Origin of the sequence: Marinobacterium aestuarii (assembly GCF_001651805.1) — a bacterium.
GTDB lineage: Bacteria > Pseudomonadota > Gammaproteobacteria > Pseudomonadales > Balneatricaceae > Marinobacterium_A > Marinobacterium_A aestuarii.
On the sequence record NZ_CP015839.1, the window covers coordinates 2,628,214 to 2,650,687 of the forward strand.

Sequence of the window (22,474 nt, forward strand, 5' to 3'; positions counted from 1 at the left end):
GGTGAATAGGACATACCCGCATTAACAGGTATTCAAAGGCACTGTGCATATACCCGAACGCGAGTATGCATTGCACGCAAATACGCGGCGAGCTCGAGCGCCAATCTCGTAGACTAAACTGCCTCTCAGCTAACCCGATCCTATGGTCGGGTAAGTGCGGTGCAAAATGTTCCGAAAAAATCTCTTCCGATAGCCCTGTGATAGCTGCAAGCTGGCCTGACAGCAACTTCAGATTCCCTTGGTATAAACGCCCACTTTTATTTAAGCGCCACCCTGCGGCTTTGGCTGCTTGCTTGACTGAACTATAACCATTGACCGAAGCCAGACGCCAAAGGTAGCCTAGTGGGGCTTCCTGTGCCGCGGGTGCAAAGACAACGGGCCAGGTCATGACCGTTTCCCGAGTTCGCGACGCACCTGGTCAAGAGAGGCACTGAAAGGGTTGCAGGCGGGTTCGCGAAGGTTAGGTCGACGCTGCTCAAAACCACATGCAAGATCCGCAAGTGTTAAACCTTTCACTTCATCCGCCACGCCGATAGCGGCCTCGATAACGGACATTATATTTGCTATACGCCCTTTGGACGCCAGCATGAAGCGATTAGCCATTTCAGGCGACGATAACGTGATCGTCGGGATGGATATGGCTTTTTCGCATTCCACTAGAACTCTGCGGCAATACCGCATGTCCTCGCCGGTAGCCAGGCTAAGGTTGCTAATTACAGTGGAGGCTGCAAAACGACGCTGAAGCTCCGGATGGCCGTTTAACACCGACAATGCCTGCATTGTTCCTGCAAGGATAAAAGGAATGCCCGTTTCTTCCATAAGATTTTTGATGAGGTTACCCAATGCTGGTGCATTTTTTTTGGCATAACGGTCGGCTAGGTGATGGAATTCATCGATAATAACCAGCTCAACATTACGACTATTCAAAAGGGTTTCAGCCTTTGTTTCGTACTCGGATTCTGTGATTCGACCCTTTGAATAATGCCCCAGCCGCTCACACATTTTTCGTAAGAAATCTTTTTTTGTAGACTCTGCTGTAACACGCAACAGCAGGATTGGCAGGCGGTGCTCCCCTGGAGCATTGCCGATTTCGTTCAGGCGGCAGTATTCGCTGATGTAAAACAGAATGGCTGAAGTCTTGCCAACACCGGTTTCACCGACCAACATCATGCCCCGTGGCTGAAAACCACGTGTTGCATGGATGTTGTTGATCGCTTTTACTGCCTTAATAAAATTTGTGTGTAAAATACGGATTTCAAGAAACTCGATCGCAGCAGACTTACGACGAGGATTAGGATTGATCAAAAAGTCAGACATGGCCAAATCCGTCTATTAAATCATCGTCAAAATCTAAACCATCTGAAACGTCCGGCGTTAAGCTTGCAGGGGTATGTTCAACGGCGTCTACGAATGCTTGAATGTGGGCGGCTTGACTGTCGATGCTGTCAAGATTGAGCTTTGTATTGTTCCCAGATGGCTTGCGCTTTCGTTTCCGACCCTGCGATGCGGTATAGACTTCCGAGTCCTGAATAAATCGATGAGTACCGAACGATTGGTTATCTTGATCAACCCATTGAGCAACTTCACGCGCTCTATACTCGCCTAGGCTTACGCCATTTAACTCGTCGTAATCCGACTTTGCAGGAACATTCAGTCTAGCCCCGAGCTTAGGCAACACCACTGTAATGCTACCTAGATCTTCCGTGTCTCTTTGTACAAGGACCTCCTGGGGATAGCCCAATCCAGAATCCAGCACCAGCTTATCTAGCTCGTTACTTTGATACCAAATATTATTAATTCGTACACCCTCACGTTGTAACTTACGCGTGGTAACTTCGCCACGAATAAGTCGAAACTGATCGGCAATCGCGGGTACTACCGGCGGGGCCATTTTGGCACCTTCTAACCAGGCTGAGTAGGGCGTCCGGGATGCTTTTGAACCAGGTTTATTGAGGCCGCTATGCGGACGCTGATGATAGTCATCAACAATGTATTGGGTCAGCAATGTAGTGAACTCCTCCAATGTCATTACAGCACTTTGCTGCATAGTGAGATCCTGCTCTTTTTGGTCTGTGCGTTTTCCAACATATCCGAGAAGACTAAATAGAAATTGAGTACGACAAGTACCAAAGAATCGCTCGATAAACGGCTTTTTCCAAGGCTGGCGCACCTCGGTTACAATATGTGCTACTTTCAAGTGTTTCATGAAAGCTTTTACTTGGTGGGCATTAAAGGCAGGCCCAGCGTCGGATACGAGCATGCTCGGAAGGCCATACATTGGCATGGTATTTAAGCAGCTCATCCCGTCCAAGTTATTCGGAGCAAGGAATTGTTGCAGCAGTTTTAGTACACCTGAGGCATTCTCGCCTTTACCAACCTGAACATAAAAACCTAAAATTGCACGTGAGTAGCAGTCGATTGCTGCATAGACGATTGGCGCGCCCAAATAGTTTCCATCATTGTCCAGCAAACCGATATTGAACTGTGCCGCATCCACCTCTGTTCGTTCAAGTATGTGATCAAACTTGAAGTTTTTTATTGCTTTTCGACGTACGCGATTACGTTCGGATTGGCTCATTTTTTTGGCCAGCTGGTCTGGTGTCAGCAGCATAGTGTTCGCCCAAGTATAAAATTGGGCTTTGGACACACACTTTACAGATGATAGGGGGTCATCTGGGTCTAGTTGGCACTTCTTGTAACGTTTTAGCATTTCCCCATAGCAAGCATTAAGTGTCAAAGCTCCTTTAGGCTTTAGATAGAAATCATCCATGATCTCGTAAAACAGCGTCTCGACTGGCGCGGACGCACGAAGCAGTGATTTTCTATTTTTAGGTGTAATGGCCCCGAGAATACCAATGGATGACTCTTTATATCGCTTATACCGAACATAAAGGGTCGAAGGAGAAGGAGGGTTGAGGTCCCTTATTTTTGCAGAAACTTTATCGATAACACGACGACGAGTAGAGATGGAACCTCGTTTTTCCTCCATTTCTAGTTCCGAGATATAGTTCCCCCAATAGTCGGCTTGAATCATTATCGATTCAGAGACTGAGGGTTGTACAAAAGCATCACGGTTACCGTCCGTAAATACTAAATAGCCATTCTCGAATGCCTCATCAAAAATTTTCTGTGTAAATACCTTACCGGCTGAACTGTCATCCATCGTTAAAAAAAACTGATCCCCAGTATAGAATAATTTTGCGGGCTCCCCGAGATATAGACATGGCTTACCACTTGACTGCTCGAATAAAAACTTATTCATAGCTCAATTACCGTAGTAAAATCAATAGGCTTATTAATATCGAACTTAACCTCCCCACGTGCCATTTTATAATACAGATCAGCTAGATTATTATCATATTTAAATTCATTCAAATAACTTGCTATGTCTCCTTTGAATCTAAAATTATTATTTAGATTTAATGGAGCGTTATCCAAATAACGGTATAGAAAAATTGCATTTTTTGTAGCTTGTGACTTATATGAAATGAATTGAACTTTCAAATTAAACCCGGCTTTATTGAAAAGCTCTGCTAGTATATTGAACTTATTTTTTTCTTTCTCACTCAACTCTTTTAAATCACTCTTTACTTCAATGAAATACGCAACCACATTAATTTCTTTAACAAAAAAATCTGGCGTATAACGACGTGACTTGCCATTGATTTGATATTCTATACTCAGTGGCTGCGAGTTGAAATAAATAATATTATTATTCATTTCCAGTTCAATTGATTTAGCAAGCTCAGTGTAGCTCTCTAGGTACATGGAGCATCCCGCTTTGCGAGACGTATAGGTAATGGTCGGCTTTACAGGTGACGCTTTATACAGATTTCTCATCAGGTTGCAAGCTCCTATGCCTTTGTTTTTCGGCGATAACAAATCGCCACATATAGAATACAAAGGACGAAACTCGATTATCCGGACAAAATTGTTGCAAAAAAATTCAGAATAAAATAAAAAGTAAAATTTCCAGAAGAACTGGTAATCGCGTGTATGCTAGGTGACTCGAAATTGACAGAACGTACCGGTAAGGTAGCTACGTCCAAAAGGTTCAGGGATTGGTCAGCGTATATATTTCGTCTCAAGGCATTCGAAATGTACAGTCCAGGGTACGTCACGGAAGAAGACATCTGTCAAATCGCAGCGCTAGCATTACTTGAGGCCGTAAGTAGGGGTAAATTTGTATTACACCCGGTGATCGACACAGATGATCCGATTGAAATCGACCGAATACACAATGCGCGCATCTTACGGTGGCTGAAGACTCATGTTGGTTTTCAGTATAAATCGTGGATTCGCAGCCGTTTACCTAAGAATTTTAGTGAGGCACGAGGGGGTAACAAAATGATGGGAGACTCTACTTTCTCTGAGACTAACTACTCCGATTTAACAGCAGAGACCCGTGTGGCCGTTGAAATCTTGCACATAACAGAGCCTGATTTCGAGATTGCAAGAGAAATTTTTACACTAAAGGGTCGAATGAAAGCGTTAGGTATTGATGAGCACAAGTTGTTTTACATTTGCTACCACCTGAATGGGACGTCGTTTGAAGAAATGGCGCGACGCCATGGGGGCACAAGTGATAAGTATCGCCGGTTGGTAAGGCGCGCACTCACCTCCGCGGGACTCGATACGCTACTCTAGCGACGCCCCCCGGTGTTCGTGTGCACGTTAGCATCGACGGTCACCCCGCCTAAATTTATGGCCAGGGGTGTGAAAGGTAACCGGGAGGAGGCCGATAAGCTACCGGGCCCCCTCCGTTTTGTCCATTCCAACGGCTTAACCAAATACTTGCCTTGAACGCCGCGTTAGTTGGCATCAGGGCAGTCAAAATGAGGCATAAGCTCCGCTCCTTCATTGGTTATCTGGCGAGTACTACGGGTATCCAGAACGATGCCTGGTACACATCGAAGCCGGTAGTTCAGCGTGGATAGGTAACTTTCAGTAAGATGCACTTCCCACAGCCGTGGATGGCCACAGACAGCGCAGTTTCCGTCCTGGTATGGGCGGTGATCGCCGCAATGCTCACAACGCATTAGGCTGTCATGCCCAGATTGCTTCAGGCTTGTAATGACCTGAATAAGCGACTGAATTCGCTCTTCTCTGATTTTACGGGCAATCGCGAGCCGCGACTGTTCCTGAGCGCGATGAGCTTCGAGCGCTGCTTGCTCCTTCCGGTCGGCTGCCTCCTGTGCCAAACGGTGCTCTTCGTCCTTTCTGGCGCGCGCAGCATGTAATGCTGCAATGTTGTTTTCACGGATGACAAACAGCCCTGTACCGGGCTGTGCTTGCTCAAGAAGCCCTTCTTTCACCAAAGACTCCATGAACTTGTGCACGATGCTGTAGGGGCTCGGAATCATGGCGTTTTCCTTGTCTTCCAAGAACCAGATGCCCTTGCGCCCATACCACTGTCCACGGGCTTTGCCTTGTTGTTTGTATCGATACTTCAAGTTAACGAGCGCCGCTGCCCAGTCGAGTAGTCCAAACTGGCGAACGATGCGCTGCTTGATCAAGTTTGTGTGCAGCGTCGTGTTCTTAGCTTTAGAAACGATACAGTTTTCATAGATGTAGGCTTGCCAGATTGTTCGGTGAGCATTGAGTATCCAGTCCCCCTCAATAGGCACATCCAAACAGGGAGGCCACGGAGTTACGTTAAGTCGCTCCAGAATTGCGGGTGTGGACGATTCTGCGCCCTCCAGAAGCGACTGATTACGGACGGCAGCACCATCGTCTTGCACCATCCGTCTCAGTGCCTGAAGAGGGGCATGATACTGCTGGCGCAACTGTTCCCGCCGCTCAGCGATCTGGTGTTTGCGTGCTAGCTTTTGGGCTTCCTCGTGTTTTTGCTCCATCCGCTTACGACTTTCTTCGTCAAGTCGGGCCTGATGCTCGGCCCGGTAACGTTGAACGCGCGCGTCCAAGTATGCTCGTGCCGTTTCGATTTCGTCGTTATGGAGCTGGCAGGCGATCCAGTCCCGGGGGGCGGCTTCCAGCACCTCATGGCGAAATCGCTCCATATCCTGCACGTCCTCAAGGGTAAGATGCGCAAGATGGATTTCGAACATGTTCTTGTTGGCAAAACGAGACCGCTTGTCATCCGATACCGCATGAGTCACATGGACCTCGATGTAAATTTCGGTGCCATCCTTCAGGCATGCAACGATATCTGGCCGCAGGCCTTCGGCCGTTTGCTCGAGTTTCACGGAATCAAATGCCAGAAGGGACGATTCCCTGTTGACATCTTCTGAGAGCAAGTGCCCTGGATACGCTTCTTTTTCAATTCGCGTAGAAAAACTTGGACAGAACGCCTGCTTGGTGTCTTCGATAACCTGCTTGGCCATCAGATGAACGGCGCTCTCGTAACCACCAGAACACTCAGCACCTCGCCAATGTGAAAAATATTCACGCTTACGCTCGCCCTTATTGGCCACCAATGCCGTACCGCAGCCAGGACAAACACAGTCGCACGATTTGCCGCGGATGACTTCAGAAGGGCCGTAAAGGCGATTCCCGCGGCGGCCAAAGGGAACCCGCAGCCCGTTGGAGCGCTGATCAATTGAGCTGATCATCTCAGATGATGCTTCGTTGTTGTCCATGATCTTGTGCCTCATATCCTGTATTCAATTGATGAATGACACCTCTTGTTGATGAGGTGTACACGGCGGATAATCAGCGAAATCAATTGGATGTTCGTGCCGTTCCGGAACTTCCGGAACGCAGAAAGGGACTTTGCAGCAATGCAGGACGAAAACGAAGACGTAAAAAGCCGCCAGGTGCGCTACCTTTGCCGCTGTCTTGAAGCAATCGAAAAGGAATTTTGTAAGGGCAACGAGCCGCTCGCTGCCTTTTACCGTGAATGCCTGTCGTATCTGGGTTCACACGACAAGCTACAGTCCGGCGACCTTGCTGCGTGCGATAAGCACACGCACGAAGATAAAAAGCTGACGACTAAGGCGTATAGAGCCCGTCTGGAAAAACTGAGCCAAGAGCTCCAGAGTAAAGGTTCACGCCTTAGACCACTTTTGCGTGACTTTAATCTCACCCGACAGCCCATTCTTAGCTGTGTCGTCGGTCAAGGGAACGGTAATCAGAGCTACTACCAGCTGACAGTTGAGAACGAGGGGGAGGGCACCCAATCCGGTGCGCAGCAAGATAACACACTGCCCTTGGCCACATACCCCGACACCGCTGCTGAGGTCCCTACGCAACATAACGAAAAGAGTAAACCCGAAGCGCCCACTATGGATCCGGGCCTGATCTACTACCGTACGAATGAGATCAGTCGAGCGCCTTGGTACCTGCGGGTGGCGGATCCGCTGTTTAGGACCCAACTAAATCGCATGCGCTTCGCGGCTAGCCTTATGGCGATGTACTTTCTGGTTTTGCCTGGGCTGATCGTTTACCTGTTTTTGCTGAAACAGCATACAAACATGACACTGTTTCTGTTCGCTGGTTTTTTAGCACTCTACCTTTTTACCTATGCACCCTCGACAAACCTGTTGCGGTTGTTTACACGCAAAATTGTACTTTTGGATGCGATACGGCTACCTGTCAGCAGCATCTGCATTTCCGAAATTACCAAGATACCGGCGGAAGACGACCGGCCGGCCAATGTCGAGCGATCGCTCAGCGTCGTTACGGTGGCCGCCGACTGCCCTGTATGCTTTCAGCTATACGGTGTGCGTGACTCCGTACTGCTCGAGCAGAAGGGACTACTAAATAGCTGGATTTATGGCGCCTGCACTAACAATCCGATGATGCACAGGTTTACCTTTGACAAGGATCTGATGACAGGTCTACCCATCAGCCCAAAAGCACCGGGCCATCTCCATCTGTAAATACACAGCATTGAGGTCAGCCTTCATATTGATTGGTTTGTGGTGGGGGTTACTTCTCCAAATTTAATTCTCGCATATAACATCAAGGGGGGGGGTATGTCGCTGGATCTTAGTGAAACCTTTGTCGTGGGAGTCTCATCCACCGCGCTGTTCGACCTGAGCGAGTCGGACCAGCTATTCAGACAGGCGCAAGTCAATGAACCCAACACTGCCATAGCGGTCTATCGGGAGCATATGCGCGAACGCGAAAGCGAGCCGCTCGCGCCAGGTACAGGACACCCGCTGATCAAGGCATTGCTGGGGCTAAATCGATACGGCGATCCGGATCGATCACCGCTGGTAGAAGTTGTGGTCATGTCACGCAATAGCCCCGATACAGGACTGCGGATACTGCATACGATTCGTCATCAGCAATTGAATATTAGCCGCTCCGCCTTCACCGCCGGTGAGTCAGTGACGGATTATCTGGAAGCCTTCGACGTAGACCTTTTCCTGACGACCAATGTTAGTGATGCGCAGAAGGTGATTGACTCGCGAGTTTGCGCAGCTGCTGTACTCAAACCGCCTCCCACCGGCGATAGCCAAGCGATACCGGAAGGGCAGGTGCGCATCGCTTTTGATGGCGATGCGGTACTGTTCTCCGACGCCAGTGAATTGGTCTACAAGACCGAGGGGCTCCAGGCATTTCTCGATCAGGAGGATGCCATGCAGGACGAACCGTTGGCCGATGGCCCTTATGCGCACTTGTTACGCAAACTTTCGCTGTTGCAAGAACGGCTGCCACAAACGGTGGATACGTCTCCAGTACGTATCGCTCTGGTAACCGCACGCAATAGCCCGGCCGAAATGCGGGTAATCAAAACTCTTCGGAGCTGGGGGGTACATGTGCACGAAGCTTTCTTTTTAGGTGGTGTCGGCAAGGCCAAGGTACTTAAAGCCTTTCGCCCACACGTATTTTTCGACGATCAGGATGTGCACCTGGATGAGGCCGCACTGCTGGTACCTTCTGGAAAAGTACCCTACCACAGCAGTTCACTACTGTCGGATCTAAAAATGATAAACACGGATGCGACTGGCGATAAAGATGAGACCGAGAGTACGTCTATAGGAGGTTGAAGTAGCAAGTGTCCCCATTTTGGTCGGCCATCTTGACCACTTTTTACCCATCTCGCCCATACTCTGATGTTTTTAGCATCGCGGTATTTATCACCTGCGAGTAGTGAATGTGAGGCATGCCCGATATTGTTACAAATGCGGCTAAGTATAATCGGGGCATGACAACATGCTTTATCCCTTCGCGAATGGTAAATTTTGTTACAGATTCATAAATGGATTTATGGTGATATGAAGAAGCAGATACTGCTGACCTGGCTTGGCAAGCACGATCTTGATGCGGAAGCCAAGAATCAGCTCGGCCCTGTCGCATCGATTCTTCTGGGTACTGGGTGGCCTTTTGACGAAGCACGTATCCTGGTCAACGACTGGTTCGATGAGGTTCCCAGATATGAAGCCTGGCTCAAGCGGGTGCTCAAGAAAGAGGGACGCTCGGCTTGCGTATTCATCCGCTGTGCTGAGCTTCGAAGTCCGATTGATTATCCAGGTATCTATGCGGTGGCAAGGGAGGAGCTGGGTCGGCTCGCCTCTCCAGAGCGGAAAATAACCTTGAATCTCACCTCTGGAACTCCAGCAATGATCGCAACCTGGCTCTTGCTGGGCAAAGGGGTCTTTGGCGCCAAACTGGTTCAAACGTCCCTACAGCAGGGGCTGTCGGTCGTTGACTTGCCCTTCGATATTTCGCTGGAGTACCTACAGCAGCAGGATGGAATCCTCGGTTCAATCGCATCTGCTACACCCGGCTTAAATGCGCATTTCGAGCATATCCAGACGGCTTCGCCGGCCATGCAGGAGTGTGTCGAGCTTGCCAAGCGCCTGGCTGTGCGAGATGTTCCGGTGATCATTCAGGGTGAAACCGGAACAGGCAAGGAAGTGATGGCCGAAGCGCTCCATCAGGCGTCGCTTCGTAATGCTAAGCCGTTCATTGCAGTCAACTGCGGTGCCATTCCCGAAAGCCTGCTCGATTCACAGCTATTCGGCCATGTGAAGGGGGCTTTTACCGGTGCGACAGGAGACCGCAAGGGATACTTTGAGGAAGCTGATGGCGGGGTTTTGTTTCTGGATGAGATTGGTGAGCTGCCGCTGGAAGCTCAGGCCAAGCTTCTTCGTGCTTTGCAACAGAAAGAGATTACGCGGGTAGGTGACAGCAAACCCCGCAAGGTGGATATCCGGGTCATCGCGGCCACTCACCGTGACCTGTTGTCGATGGTTGAAGACGGTTCGTTCCGTGAAGATCTCTTTTATCGCCTGGCTGTGGGTGTGCTGCATATTCCAGCTCTGCGCGAACGTATACAGGATATGGAACTACTGGTTGAGGCGTTGCTAGCGAATCTAAACCAGGAAGCGCAAACTCAACCAGGGTATGTAAGTAAAGAAATTTCCAAAAATGGAATTAAATTTATTAAAGCACAGCGCTGGCCGGGCAACATTCGGGAGCTTTGGAATACGCTGGTACGTGCGTCTATCTGGAGCGATGATCAGATGCTGGATGCGATCCATCTGGAAAAGGCACTGATCAGGCGTCCCGACGGCGATGACACAGGTGCGCTGCGGGTCGATGTGTCCGGTGGTATCGATATTAATAAAATCATAGAAAAAACAAAAAGATACTGCATTGAAGAGGCCTTTAGAGTGACTGCCGGTCAGAAGGGAAAAGCGGCTAAACTACTGGGGCTCAGTAATCATCAGACGCTGACAAACTGGATGAAGCAACTGGGGATGGAAGAACAATAAAGCGCGCCTGATACAAATCTGGCACGATATCTGTAACACAGGACGTTATCACAGGCAGAGCGACATGAAGTCCATGAATTTTGAACACCTAAGACCTCACTGGCCGGAGCTGGCAAATCTTGGCGGATTCGCCGAGACCTATGCCCATCTGGATCCGCAAAGCGCGCTAGTCAAGCTGCGCTGCTTTGTGGAGATGCTGGTCGGAGCCATCTATCGCGATCTCAAATTGCCTGTCGAGCCCAATGCCACTTTCATGGATCGGCTGAATAACGGCAGTTTTACCTCTGTCGTTCCCCGTGTGATTCTCGATAAGCTGCATGCTGTACGTATTAACGGCAACAAGGCCGCGCATGAAGGCAATGTTTCTGCTGATTCGGCCGTATGGTTGGTACAGGAGGCATACCATCTTGGCTGCTGGCTATACGTGACGCAGGCCGATGGCAGCCCGGAATCCTGTCCGGACTTTCAGGTGCCACAAATGCCTGGTGTGTCCAGCAGCAAAGGGGAGTTCAAGAAAAAGGCCAAAGCGTTGCAGGAGCAGCTTGCAGCGCAGTCTGCACAGCTTAAACAGGCGCTTGCAGAGCTGGAGACCGCCAAACAGGCTGAGCGTGAGGCCCAGCAGCAAGCAGCCCGCCTGAAAAACGAATTTGACAAGGTGAAAGCCCAAGCCTTTATCGCGGCAAGCAGCAAGGCTACCAGTACTTTGGTGCTTAACGAGGCCGAGACACGCCGTCGCCTGATTGACAGCGAGTTGCGCGACGCCGGTTGGGATCTGAGCCTCGACGGTGCCAGCACCGAGCAAGTCACGCTTGAGCACGAGGTGGATGGTCAGCCGACTCAAACGGGCATTGGTTACTGCGATTATGTACTGTGGGATGATAACGGCAAGCCACTGGCCGTAGTGGAAGCAAAGCGCGCCCGCGAGAATGCCGAGAAAGGCCGTCAGCAAGGCAAGCTCTACGCCGATGCCCTTGAAAAGAAGCACGGTCAGCGCCCGGTAATCTTCTATACCAATGGTTACGACGTCTGGATCTGGGACGATGTGCTCGACACCGTGCCCCGCAAGCTCTATGGCTATTACAGCAAAGACAGCCTCCAGTACCTGATCAGCCAGCGCAAACAGCGAAAGAACCTCAATAGCACGCCTATCGACACCACCATCGCCGGCCGTTTGTACCAGATGGAGTCGATCACCCGTGTCAGCGAACGCTTCAGCGAAGGCCATCGCAAGGCGCTGGTGGTGCAGGCCACCGGCACCGGCAAGACCCGTGTATCCATTGCGCTCACCAAGCGGTTGCTGGATGCCGGCTGGGCGAAGCGGGTGCTGTTCCTGTGCGACCGAAAGGAGCTGCGCAAGCAGGCCAAAAACGCTTACAGCGAATTCGTCAAAGAGCCACTCTATGTGGTGGGACGAAGCAAGAAGCAGGATCAGCATAATGCCCGCATCTACATTGCCACCTATCCAGGCATGCTGCGCATTTACGAGCAGTTCGATGTCGGCTTCTTCGATCTGATCATCGCAGACGAATCTCATCGCTCGGTCTATAACGTCTACGGTGACCTGTTTAAATACTTCGATGCCCGCCAGATGGGGCTCACGGCCACGCCGGTGGAAATGGTAAGCCGCTCCACTTGTCGGCTGTTTGGCTGTGATTACAAGCTTCCTACCGCCAGTTATCCGCTGGAGCAGGCGGTGGCCGATGGCAACCTGGTGCCGTTTCGTGTCGTCACCCACACTACCCAATTCCTGCGTGAAGGGATCAAGGGTCATGCACTAAGTGACGAGCAGGTCGCTGAACTGGAAGACCAAGGTCTAGACCCTAATGACCTTGATTTTAACGCCCCCGATATCGACAAGGCGGTGTTCAACAAGGACACCAACCGCGCCATCCTGCGCAATCTGATGGAGCGCGGCCTGCGTGATGCAGACGGTCAGCTACCCGGCAAGACCATTGTCTTCGCTCGCAACATTCAGCACGCCGAACTGCTGGCCTCGCTTTTTGGCGAGATGTATCCCCAGCACGGTGGCAATTTCTGCCGTGTGATCCACTCCAAGTATGAGCGTGCTGAAGAGCTGATCGACGATTTCAAGGGCGCCGGAGAAAAGCCCGCCGACGAGATTACCATCGCCATTTCGGTGGATATGCTCGACACCGGCATCGATGTGCCCTCAGTGGTCAATTTGGTATTCGCCCGGCCGATCAAATCCAAGGTCAAGTTCTGGCAGATGGTGGGGCGGGGCACCCGTCTGTGTGAAAACCTGTACGGTCCTGGCCAGGACAAGACCCATTTTTTGATCTTCGATCACTGGGGCAACTTCGATTACTTCGAAATGGACCCGCCTGACGACGAAGCTCGCCCGAGTAAATCCCTGAGTGAAAAGCTGTTCGATAGCCGCCTTGATCTGGCCGAAACGGCGCTCAGGAAAGCGGAGATGGAGCTGTTCCAGCAGACCATTGCGCTGATTCAGGAAGACATCAACGCCCTGGACGACCGCTGCATCGCTGTGCGCGATAAATGGCAGCTCAAGGCACAGCTCGGTGATGTCAAAACGTTGCAGCAGTTCGCCCCCGATACCCGACAGCTCTTGCGTGCCGAGATGTCGCCGCTGATGCAGTGGCGCGATATCAAGGGACAGTCCGAGGCCCTGCGCTGGGACCAGCAGCTCACCGAACTACAGCTGATCCGCCTGACCAATCCATCTCAGCTGGATGTGGTTAGACAGCCGGTGCTCGACAAGGTGAGTCAGCTTTCCATGCACCTCAATCCGGTGCGTGCCCAGGCAGAAACGATCAGGACCATCCAGCAGGATGCCTTCTGGCAGGCCGTCACGTTCGAGCAGCTGGAGAAGAAGCGTCTCGCCCTGCGCGGTGTTATCCACCTGCGTGATAAAAAATTAGTAGATCCGCCAACAGCGCCGCTGCCGGTTATCGATATCAAGGAAGACGAGGGTCTGTACCAAACCGGTGATCGGCCAACCCGAATTATTAATGTCGATTACCAGATTTTCCGCCAGCAGGTGGAAGCCACACTCACACCTCTGTTCGAAACCGACCCGGTGCTGGTCAAGATCCGCCAGGGCAAGCCGGTTAGCGAGGCCGAGGTGGCACAGCTGAATGCCCTGGTGCACATCCAGAATCCCGATCTGGATCTGGGTACCCTGAAGGAGTTTTTCCCAGAGTCCAGTGCCACCCTGGATCAGATTCTGCGGACCATCGTCGGGCTGGATGCGATTGCTATAGAAGCGGCCTTTACCGATTTTGTGCAGGCACACCACATCAGTCTGTCGAGCCGCCAGCAGCGCTTTATCGGCCTGCTCAAGAACCATCTGTGCAAGTACGGCTCCATCAACGTGGCCGATCTGTACGAGCAGCCGTTCATTGCCGAGCATCACGAAGGCCTCGATGGTATCTTCCCCGAGCAGCGCCAGGCCAACGCACTGGTGGCGCTGGTCAAGCGCTTCGGAGTCCATCTGGGAGCCCGTAAGACCCGCACAGAACACGGCATTAGCAACTGATTTTCAACACAATTCAGGGGAGTACCCGTTCATGAGTGATACGCTTTGCCGCAGGCTGCAACTCAACCATATTGAGGGGGATATCCTGTATCCCTGTCGTATGAAAAACCAGGATACAGGCCTGGTAGCCTTTAGGCTTTCAAAGGGCGGCAACACCAAGCGAGACAGCATTGAAGTCACCGACGAACAGGAGATGATCCGCAAGGTGACAACCCAGGGTTACAAGGTGCGGGCCCGCACCATCGAGCCTGTCAGCCAGGGCGGTCGTACAGGACTCTATACCCTGGGCGAGCAAGCTATTCGAGACTGGACACTGAATGATTAACGGATATACGAAGCAATGATTACCGGCGCACTGAAAAGCAAGATCGACAAGCTGTGGGAAGAGTTCTGGACCGGCGGTATCGCCAACCCACTGACGGTGATCGAGCAGATTACCTTTCTGATGTACGCACGCCTGCTGGACATGAACGAGCGGCGTGACGAAAAGCGCGCTGAGCGTACCGGCAAGTCATTCAGCAAGCGTTTTACCCAGTATGAGCAGGACATCCGCTGGGAGAGCTTTCGCCATCTGCCCGCCGACCAGATGTACAAGGTCGTCAAGGATGAGGTGTTCCCGCACTTCAAGGATCTGGCCGGGGAGGGCTCGCTGTTCGCCGAATTCATGAAAGACGCCCAGCTGATGATCCAGAAGCCCAATCTGCTGGTCAAGGCGGTGAACATGGTCAGCGACCTGCCGCTCGACAGCGCTGATGTCAAAGGCGACCTGTACGAGTATCTGCTGTCCAAGCTGACGACCGCCGGCATCAACGGTCAGTTCCGCACCCCGCGCCATATCATCCGCGCAATCGTGGAAATGCTTGAGCCCGAAGCCCACTACCGCATCGCCGATCCCGCCTGCGGTACCGCGGGTTTTCTGGCCGCCAGCTACGAGTACCTGCTGGAAAAATACAGCTCTCCCGAGGGGGTGATTACCGAAACGGTAATCAACGACAAGGGCGAGCAGGTCGAACAGAAAATATACACCGGCGATCTGCTGCATGAACACCGCCGCCATGTGGACACCGACATGTTCCACGGTTTCGATTTCGACGCCACCATGCTGCGCATAGCCGCCATGAACCTGGTGATGCACGGCGTTGCCGAGCCCGATGTGCATTACCAGGATACCCTCAGTCAGCGCTTTTCCGAGCGCTTCCCTCAGGCGGCGAAGGAGGGTTTCGATCTTATTCTCGCCAACCCGCCGTTCAAGGGCAGCCTGGATGAGGAAGATGTAGACCCGGCGCTGCTGCGGGTAGTGAAAACCAAGAAGACCGAGCTGCTGTTCGTGGCCCTGATCCTGCGCATGCTCAAGATCGGTGGCCGCAGCGCTACTATCGTGCCCGACGGCGTGCTGTTCGGTTCCTCCAAGGCGCACCAGCAACTGCGCAAACACCTGATTGAAGACAATCAGCTTGAAGCGGTGATCAGCCTGCCCAGCGGCGCATTCAAGCCCTACGCCGGCGTCTCCACCGCCATCCTGATCTTCACCAAAGGTGGCGAAACCGACCATGTCTGGTTCTACGATGTGCAGGCCGATGGCTTTTCGCTGGATGACAAACGCCAGAAAATAGACGCCAACGATCTGCCGGATCTGATCAGCCAGTTCAAGTCCAGGGGCATGACACCGGCCGACAGCGCGCAGAACGACCGCAGCGCCCAGCGCTTCTGGGTCAGCAAGGCCGAGATTGAAGCCAGCAAGTACGACCTGTCGCTGAACCGCTACCGCGAGCAGGTGCATGTGACTGAGGAGTACGATGCGCCCAAGGTTATCCTGGCACGGCTGAAGGCTCTGGAGGCCGAGATTCAGCAGGACCTGGAAGAGCTGGAGGGGATGCTGTAATGGTTGCTTTAAGCGAATTGGTTGATATTCGTGGTGGAGGTACGCCTAGCAAAGCTGTACCTGAATATTGGAATGGAAATATACCTTGGGCATCAGTTAAAGACTTTAAATCTTCAGAGTTGAGAGTCACAGCGGATTATATTTCTGAGCTAGGGGTTAAAAACTCAGCAACAAGTTTGATTCCGGCCAATAGTATTATTGTCCCTACGCGCATGGCTCTGGGCAAAGTTGCTATGACAGCCGTTGATATGGCAATTAACCAAGATTTAAAGGCTTTGCTAATTAAAGATGAAGTGGTACTTGATAAGCGCTATCTTTTACGGTTTCTAGAATCTAAATCTCGGTTTATAGAAAAGCAAGGTAAAGGGGCTACGGTAAAGGGTATAACCTTGGATGTTCTGCGCAGTTTGAATGTCCCTCTCCCGCCCCTGGCCGAGCAACAGCGTATCGCCGCCATTCTGGACAAGGCTGACGCCCTGCGCCGCAAGCGCCAGCAAGCCATCGACCTCGCCGACCAGCTCCTCCGCAGCGTATTTCTGGAGATGTTCGGCGATCCGGCCTCCAATCCGAAGGGGTGGTCAATAATGTCGGCTGGTGCGTGCCTTCGTGAAGGATTTATACTCGAGGTTCAAGACGGAAATCATGGCAATGATCATCCTAAAGTTGCGGACTTTTCTCAGTTAGGTATACCTTTTGTTACCGCAAATGTCGTTCGCGATGGAAAGATTCTATTCGATAAATGTTATTACCTCAGCGATGCGTGGCGAAACAAGCTCCGGGTTGGCTTTGCACTGCCAGGAGACGTATTGTTAACCCACAAAGGCACGTTGGGTTTAACCGCAGTGCTGGATGAAACACACTCTGTGTACATATTTAGCCCCCAAACTACTTATTACCGGATCAACGAGTCTCATATACTTCCAGATTATCTAAAGGGTTATTTCGATACGGAGTATTTCCAGCGTTTGTTAGCGAAGGAAGGAAAGCAGTCTACACGGGCGTACATCGGAATAACGAGACAGAAAGAGTTACCGATCATTGTTCCTCCAATGGAGGAGCAGAGGAGGTATGTAGATTTGGTGGAGATATACAAGAAAAAACTCGATAACTACCGGAGTCATGAGATGGCTTGCGGGGCGCTGTTTGCTTCTTTGTCTCAGCAAGCCTTCCGAGGTGATTTGTGAAGTGCCCACTGCCTGCGAACCTTCCTTACCGGAAACCGCGTCCACACCGCTTGGCTCTGGGAGACCAATTACGATGAAGGATGACGTGGCACTGGTGTATCAGATCACCTCAATCAATCGAGCTTGGAAGCGCGCCCGGGAGCAGTGGGGGGAAGACTCTGCAATCGCGCTGATGCTGCGCGAGCGCAAGTCATCGCTTCAGGCAAGGTTGGTTCGGGACAGCCCTGACGCCGTATATCTGCGGTCGGATACGGATAACACGGATGGTGAGCCGCTCTACAGTGTTCGGCTGAAATCGCAAGTCCAGTTGCCGAACGGTGTTACTCGAAGCGATGCCGAGCATATGCCCGTGCGCCTGGCACAAGAACTGTTCTCACCGGCCGAGCTGGCCGGAATAGTAAAATAAGGATGTTATAGATGAATGTACCTGGGCTTCCGGCAATCGATATCACACTTTTGTTCTACATCGCGATTGCTTCGGTTCTGCTGTTTTTTATGCATGCGGAGCTTAGGCTCTCATCGCGCTATCGGCGATCGTTGGTTGCATGGAAGGAACTTAAAACGTTGCTCGGCAGCGGGCAAAGTGACATCGATTTGAAGGCACTTTCCGGCATGCTGACGAACCTTATCCACCAGTTTTTCGTGCCTGTCGAGCGCTCAGGCGCCTCGGACGACACTCAGCCATCCGTCGAGCTGGCGAAGGTCAATACGCACTACCTGGTGACGGTGCCCGCCGCAACGCTCGTTCCGTACCAGCCGACCTCACCTTACCGGTTTGTGCCGGCGTTGCTGACCACTATCGGGGTTCTGGGAACCTTCCTTGGCATATCGTTGGGTCTGGCGGATTTTCAATCCACAGGCGGTGGCTCTGAGGCGTTGATGAAATCGGCGACCAGCCTCCTAGATGGGATGAAAACCGCCTTTTATACGTCGCTGGCCGGCCTGGCGGCATCCATTGTTTTTATGGCCTGGCATGCGAGCTTGAGCAAAGCGCGGGAGAAGCGGCATCGCGCGCTGTCCGGCGCGTTTCAGGAGCTCTGTCTTTCAGTGTCACCGGTTACCCTGTTGCACAAACTGGACCCGTCAAATCAGCAGGAACTGATCGCGAAGCAGCTGGCGGCGGCCGATGCCACTACTGCATCGAATGAACAGCTGGTCAAGGTTGTGAGTGAGATGGGAGATGTGTTTAAAAAGTTCGACTCAGATACAATTTCCGCGTCGGTATCCAAGGCCGTTAGTCAAAGTGTCGAACACTCTATTGCGCCGCATTTGGCATCGATCAGCGAGAGTATCAAGGACCTGCGCGAAATAAAGGAACAGAGCGCCAGGGAGGTGGTGGAGCTGCTGGTGGGTACCCTGCGCAGCGAGGTGGTCGAACCCTTCGCCCAGCAGTCCGCTGAATTCGTGCAAACAACCGGCCGTATGGCCGCTGTCATCGAGCATTCAAACCAGCAGCTGGCTCAGGCTGTAGGAGATGTTGGTGCCGTGTTCGAGAAGTTCAATTCCGATACGATCTCAGAGTCGGTATCCAAGGCGGTTACTCAGAGTGTTGAACGTTCCATCGCGCCTCATCTGGCGTCGATTGGCGAGAGTATCAAGGACCTGCGTGAAATAAAGGAACAGAGCGCCAGGGAGGTGGTGGAGTTGCTGGTGGGTACCCTGCGCAGCGAGGTGGTCGAGCCCTTCGCCCAGCAGTCCGGTGAATTCGTGCAAACGGCAGGGCGTATGGCCGACGTCGTGGAGCGTTCCACAACCTCCGTGGAGCGCTTGTCGGGTGAAATGAGCAAGGTGATGGAGGGGCTGGACGCGACAACCCGGTCGCTGAACCAGTTCCAGCAAGATACGTTGACCAAGCTATCGCAGTTCGCCGAATCGTTGAGCACTATCCTCGCCCAGTTCAAGGACGACACAGAGGGGGCGCTAAGCCGCGTGGCCGAAGAGATACAGCGTGCATTGAATCAGTCAATCGAAGGAATGGACGCACAGCGCAGTGCATTTGAGCAAAGTGCCCAACGCGCCTCGCAGGCCTTCGCTGAGCAGAATGAAAGTCTGAAAAACATCGGCCTTGAGTCCAGTGCGCTGATGCGTGACGCCAAACAAAATCTGCTGGATGGCTTGAGCAATATCGATGACAAGGTCAAGGCCATGTCGTCCGTGGCGCAGCAGGAGCTGGAGCGCTTCCGGCTGGAATACCAAGCGAACCTGACGGAGTTTTTTGACTTGCAGGCAAACCTGCTGGAGAAAACCCTGGGTGAGCAGCGTGCAGGGCTGGCGAGTGTAGTGGAAGACTTCCGCGCCGCCTTTGTCGAGGAAAACACGCTACGCAAGCAGCAATATCTCGCAATCGATCAGCAGTACAGCCAACTCAAGGATGGCGTCACGCTGGTGCAGGAGCTGGTCGAGGCAATCGGAATGAACAAGGCCGGTGCTTTCAGTCAGCTGGAAGATGCATCCAATGCTATTAGTGCACAGGTCGGCAAGCTGCGATATTCCTACGAGGAGGCCGCGGCCCGCTTCAATAAAATGACCGAGCAGATGCCGGAAGCCATGACCGGTTACTTCGAACGAGCCAATAGCAGCCATACACGCTTCTTCGATAATTTCGACGAAGCCGCGGCCCAGGTTCACGGAAAACTCGCAGACGCCGCCAACCTGCTCGTGACAGCCATGCAGCAGATTGAAATGCAGCTTATCGACGAGAAGGTGAGCTGATGGAACGGCACGAGTGGAGTTATCCAGAGACCGATATCGATGAAACGGGCGCCTGGTTGTCGATTGGCGACCTGATGTCAGGGCTGCTGATGATCTTTGCGCTGCTGCTGATTCTGGCGTTGTTGCAGCTGACAGAGGCGGCCGAAAAGGCCAAGAGCGGTCGAATCGTAATTATTCAATCGTTGCAGAAAACTTTGTCCGAGAAAGGCATCAATGCCGAGGTCGACCCGCAGACAGGCGATATCAGTATCCTCGACTCCGTCCTGTTCGATATCGACAGCGCCGCGCTCAAGCCGGCCGGTCATGACTTCCTTGAACTGTTCGTGCCGGCGTATAGCAACGCAATTTTTTCAAGTGACGACGTTGCTAACGAAATCCAGCACGTGGTGATCGAAGGCCATACGAGTTCGACCGGTAGCTGGGATTACAACATGAACCTCAGCCTTAACCGCGCGAACAGTGTTTCCGAGGCCGTTTCCCGACTGTCCTTTATGGGCAAAGGCAGGTTTCGCGCCCGCATGCTAGTTGCGGGAAGAGGCGAGGCGGATGCTGATCAGTCGGTAGATCGGCCCGGCGATCGAAAGGTGATCTTCCGTTTCCAGTTCAAGAGCGATCGCTTTTTGCACTGGTTTATGGAACAGCGGGGGCTTTGAGCATGGACGTTCTGAGCCTGGGCATTGAGTTCAAGGCGCCTGCTGTAAAGCAGCCCAGGAAAATGTTGAGGCTGGCAAAGGATGTTGTGTTACAGCCTTGGACTGCCGTTGATAACATGACCGCCTTCCCGCCGAAGACGGTAGACGAAATTATCCGGTTGCTGGAATCCGGGTTGAAGAGCGAGATATCGATTCTCGACTGGATTCACCTTTTCGACAGCAAGCAGGTCTGGGATGCCTGCCATAACGAGGCCGATGTCGCCCGCAGCAGTGCGCGGATATACGATGCGATTGCCGAGAACACCTCGCTCACGCATCTGGCGCTTTTCAGAGCCGCACTAACTGTCGATGGCTCCGGACAGTATTTCCCTGCACTCTTGTTGCAACATATTCATCTGTTAAGCGATTCCTTGACCGGCTGGCGCAAAGAGCTGCTTGATATCGTCTTGTTATCAAGATCAGTCGATTTTATTAAGATCGCATTGCTTGTTGCCGAGGCGGATGTGTCCGTGCACGAATTCTTTACTCGGTACAGGTTACCTAAGTGCACGCGTCTGAAACAGATGACCGTCAACCAGATTCCGCACGTTTGCGAGACCATTGATTTGGCATCCCATGCTGGCTGGTGCCTGTACATGGTCAGGGAAAGTGAACGGCCTGTTGGCATTCAGATACTCGAGGTGCTGCTGAATAAGCGGGAGCAAGAAATTAAAGGGAATGCCTATTTCCTCAAGTGGCTGGATGAGAGCTGTCATCCTCGTAATGATGATGGCTACTGGTTCGACCTTTCCGGTGCCTCACATGCGGCGATCAGGAGGTTGATTCCGCTCTCGGACTTTCAGTACTTCAAGATGCTTGTCAGTTTTCTGTGTCGTCATGATGTGGCTTCAGCGCTTGGTATTGATGAACACTCCCAGAAACAGATAAAAAGTCGTAGTCTGTTCTGGCAGCACTATGAGGGCCAAATTGTTTCTCTTCGTGTTTTGGTGCCGGGTAATACTTATGCCAACATCATGAAGTTTAATAAATCGGCAAGCTGGCTTGAAAAACGATCAGAAGAGCAGGGTAGCGAGGCTATTGTTATCGAGTTCGAATCGGTTATTGTGCTGGAAGTGTTACGAGGTGAAGCAAGTGAAATTAGAGTTTTTGAAAAGAACTCAAGGAATATTAATTTACTCTTAAAGGATAAGCTTCCTTCTCTTTTAACGATACGTAAATCGCATCAAGATGCTGTCCATGATCATGCTATATGTTGGCAGTGGGCGTGTGAAGCCTGGTTGCGAAAGAGCTATAAAATTGAACCCGATGATAACATCAAACGGTTTAAGGGGTTGCCTCCACATGCATCGCCGTATGAGCGTAATAAGGGCTTGCCTACACCAGAAAAAATAATTCTTGAACGGAGGTCCCAGGAAGTCGAACAGTGGGCCAAGTCCTTTTTTGCTAGGGAAAGAGAGCTTGGAAAATACTCGGTGGATGGTGACGAGGCCAAGGCGCATGAGCTTCTGCTATTGGGGCGGCAGCTCGAACGGATGGGGGACTACAAAAAAATGGCCGCATCGTTAGAGTCGGCAGCCAAACTCGGCAATCGGTCGGCGATGACGATGCTGGCCAAGTATTTCCTGACCAAAGCCAGATCCAGTCCAGAGTTACGTATGCGCGGGGAGGTTTGGCTAAAGAAAGCTGCTAAATTAGGCGACCTCCAGGCGAGGCAATGGCTCGGTATGGATTGATAAGTGAATATTCAGGCTTTAATCGCTCCTGAGGTCACGTGACTCAAGTTTGCAAGCAGTGCTCTGAGGCGCAGGACATATCGTATGGACTCATGAACCTGAGTC

16 protein-coding genes and 1 pseudogene are annotated in these 22,474 nt (G+C 51.9%); 12 read left to right on the plus strand and 5 right to left on the minus strand.

Going from position 1 to position 22,474, the window contains the following annotated elements:
• Position 1: 1 nt before the first annotated feature.
• The 4 genes and pseudogenes from A8C75_RS24270 to A8C75_RS11625 form a co-directional block, all read right to left on the minus strand.
• A pseudogene (locus tag A8C75_RS24270) lies at positions 2-388 on the minus strand (TniQ family protein); the annotation flags it as partial.
• Positions 385-1,317 (minus strand): TniB family NTP-binding protein, encoded by a 933-nt coding sequence (locus A8C75_RS11615; RefSeq protein ID WP_067382297.1) that lies wholly within the window; start codon positions 1,315-1,317, stop codon positions 385-387. The gene A8C75_RS11615 and the pseudogene A8C75_RS24270, both read right to left, overlap by 4 nt.
• Complete coding sequence (locus tag A8C75_RS11620; protein WP_067382300.1) at positions 1,310-3,262, minus strand: Mu transposase C-terminal domain-containing protein; 1,953 nt, start codon at positions 3,260-3,262, stop codon at positions 1,310-1,312. The genes A8C75_RS11615 and A8C75_RS11620 overlap by 8 nt, the downstream gene beginning before the upstream one ends.
• Positions 3,259-3,840: a TnsA endonuclease N-terminal domain-containing protein gene (locus A8C75_RS11625; RefSeq protein WP_084784020.1), complete on the minus strand. Its 582-nt coding sequence runs from the start codon at positions 3,838-3,840 to the stop codon at positions 3,259-3,261. Before A8C75_RS11625 ends, A8C75_RS11620 begins: the two co-directional genes overlap by 4 nt.
• Before the next feature lie 174 nt (positions 3,841-4,014).
• Here A8C75_RS11625 and A8C75_RS11630 point away from each other — a divergent pair, with 174 nt between their 5' ends.
• The gene (locus A8C75_RS11630; protein WP_157890273.1) at positions 4,015-4,647 is read left to right on the plus strand and encodes a hypothetical protein; all 633 of its coding nucleotides are present in this window, start codon (positions 4,015-4,017) and stop codon (positions 4,645-4,647) included.
• A 164-nt stretch (positions 4,648-4,811) separates the two neighbouring features.
• On the opposite strand, the gene A8C75_RS11635 is transcribed toward A8C75_RS11630, so the two are convergent.
• Positions 4,812-6,599 carry a hypothetical protein gene (locus A8C75_RS11635; RefSeq protein ID WP_157890274.1) on the minus strand — a complete coding sequence of 596 codons (1,788 nt, stop codon included), beginning with the start codon at positions 6,597-6,599 and terminating at the stop codon, positions 4,812-4,814.
• Positions 6,600-6,740: 141 nt separating this feature from the next.
• Between A8C75_RS11635 and A8C75_RS11640 the strand changes: the two genes are divergently transcribed.
• The 11 genes from A8C75_RS11640 to A8C75_RS11690 all read left to right on the plus strand — a co-directional run bounded on the left by A8C75_RS11640 (position 6,741) and on the right by A8C75_RS11690 (position 22,369).
• Positions 6,741-7,841 (plus strand): hypothetical protein, encoded by a 1,101-nt coding sequence (locus A8C75_RS11640; protein WP_157890275.1) that lies wholly within the window; start codon positions 6,741-6,743, stop codon positions 7,839-7,841.
• 96 nt (positions 7,842-7,937) lie between these two features.
• Positions 7,938-8,957 (plus strand): 5'-nucleotidase, encoded by a 1,020-nt coding sequence (locus A8C75_RS11645; RefSeq protein WP_084784021.1) that lies wholly within the window; start codon positions 7,938-7,940, stop codon positions 8,955-8,957.
• Between the two features lie 228 nt (positions 8,958-9,185).
• On the plus strand, positions 9,186-10,688 hold the full coding sequence (locus A8C75_RS11650; protein WP_067382318.1) for a sigma-54 interaction domain-containing protein: 1,503 nt from the start codon (positions 9,186-9,188) through the stop codon (positions 10,686-10,688).
• 64 nt (positions 10,689-10,752) lie between these two features.
• On the plus strand, positions 10,753-14,205 hold the full coding sequence (locus tag A8C75_RS11655) for a DEAD/DEAH box helicase family protein (protein ID WP_067382321.1): 3,453 nt from the start codon (positions 10,753-10,755) through the stop codon (positions 14,203-14,205).
• 31 nt (positions 14,206-14,236) lie between these two features.
• Positions 14,237-14,530 carry a hypothetical protein gene (locus tag A8C75_RS11660; RefSeq protein ID WP_067382324.1) on the plus strand — a complete coding sequence of 98 codons (294 nt, stop codon included), beginning with the start codon at positions 14,237-14,239 and terminating at the stop codon, positions 14,528-14,530.
• Between the two features lie 15 nt (positions 14,531-14,545).
• A complete protein-coding gene (locus A8C75_RS11665; protein WP_067382327.1) occupies positions 14,546-16,087 on the plus strand; it encodes a type I restriction-modification system subunit M in 1,542 nt (513 codons plus the stop codon).
• Positions 16,087-17,271, plus strand: a complete 1,185-nt coding sequence (locus tag A8C75_RS11670) for a restriction endonuclease subunit S (RefSeq protein ID WP_067382330.1) — start codon at positions 16,087-16,089, stop codon at positions 17,269-17,271. The genes A8C75_RS11665 and A8C75_RS11670 overlap by 1 nt, the downstream gene beginning before the upstream one ends.
• Before the next feature lie 73 nt (positions 17,272-17,344).
• Positions 17,345-17,677 (plus strand): hypothetical protein, encoded by a 333-nt coding sequence (locus tag A8C75_RS11675; protein ID WP_084784022.1) that lies wholly within the window; start codon positions 17,345-17,347, stop codon positions 17,675-17,677.
• Positions 17,678-17,688: 11 nt separating this feature from the next.
• Positions 17,689-19,983: a MotA/TolQ/ExbB proton channel family protein gene (locus tag A8C75_RS11680; protein WP_067382333.1), complete on the plus strand. Its 2,295-nt coding sequence runs from the start codon at positions 17,689-17,691 to the stop codon at positions 19,981-19,983.
• Positions 19,983-20,636, plus strand: coding sequence for an OmpA family protein (locus A8C75_RS11685; protein WP_067382336.1), 654 nt, complete (start codon positions 19,983-19,985; stop codon positions 20,634-20,636). The genes A8C75_RS11680 and A8C75_RS11685 overlap by 1 nt, the downstream gene beginning before the upstream one ends.
• Positions 20,637-20,638: 2 nt before the next feature.
• Positions 20,639-22,369, plus strand: a complete 1,731-nt coding sequence (locus A8C75_RS11690) for an EH signature domain-containing protein (RefSeq protein WP_067382339.1) — start codon at positions 20,639-20,641, stop codon at positions 22,367-22,369.
• The last annotated feature ends 105 nt before the right edge of the window (positions 22,370-22,474 follow it).

Bases quoted from the DNA above. Each gene is read 5' to 3' on its own strand.
- A8C75_RS11615 (WP_067382297.1), bottom strand. From the start codon at position 1,317: ATGTCTGACTTTTTGATCAATCCTAATCCTCGTCGTAAGTCTGCTGCG.
- A8C75_RS11620 (WP_067382300.1), bottom strand. From the start codon at position 3,262: ATGAATAAGTTTTTATTCGAGCAGTCAAGTGGTAAGCCATGTCTATAT.
- A8C75_RS11625 (WP_084784020.1), bottom strand. From the start codon at position 3,840: ATGAGAAATCTGTATAAAGCGTCACCTGTAAAGCCGACCATTACCTAT.
- A8C75_RS11635 (WP_157890274.1), bottom strand. From the start codon at position 6,599: ATGGACAACAACGAAGCATCATCTGAGATGATCAGCTCAATTGATCAG.
- A8C75_RS11640 (WP_157890275.1), top strand. From the start codon at position 6,741: ATGCAGGACGAAAACGAAGACGTAAAAAGCCGCCAGGTGCGCTACCTT.
- A8C75_RS11645 (WP_084784021.1), top strand. From the start codon at position 7,938: ATGTCGCTGGATCTTAGTGAAACCTTTGTCGTGGGAGTCTCATCCACC.
- A8C75_RS11650 (WP_067382318.1), top strand. From the start codon at position 9,186: ATGAAGAAGCAGATACTGCTGACCTGGCTTGGCAAGCACGATCTTGAT.
- A8C75_RS11655 (WP_067382321.1), top strand. From the start codon at position 10,753: ATGAAGTCCATGAATTTTGAACACCTAAGACCTCACTGGCCGGAGCTG.
- A8C75_RS11660 (WP_067382324.1), top strand. From the start codon at position 14,237: ATGAGTGATACGCTTTGCCGCAGGCTGCAACTCAACCATATTGAGGGG.
- A8C75_RS11665 (WP_067382327.1), top strand. From the start codon at position 14,546: ATGATTACCGGCGCACTGAAAAGCAAGATCGACAAGCTGTGGGAAGAG.
- A8C75_RS11670 (WP_067382330.1), top strand. From the start codon at position 16,087: ATGGTTGCTTTAAGCGAATTGGTTGATATTCGTGGTGGAGGTACGCCT.
- A8C75_RS11675 (WP_084784022.1), top strand. From the start codon at position 17,345: ATGAAGGATGACGTGGCACTGGTGTATCAGATCACCTCAATCAATCGA.
- A8C75_RS11680 (WP_067382333.1), top strand. From the start codon at position 17,689: ATGAATGTACCTGGGCTTCCGGCAATCGATATCACACTTTTGTTCTAC.
- A8C75_RS11685 (WP_067382336.1), top strand. From the start codon at position 19,983: ATGGAACGGCACGAGTGGAGTTATCCAGAGACCGATATCGATGAAACG.
- A8C75_RS11690 (WP_067382339.1), top strand. From the start codon at position 20,639: ATGGACGTTCTGAGCCTGGGCATTGAGTTCAAGGCGCCTGCTGTAAAG.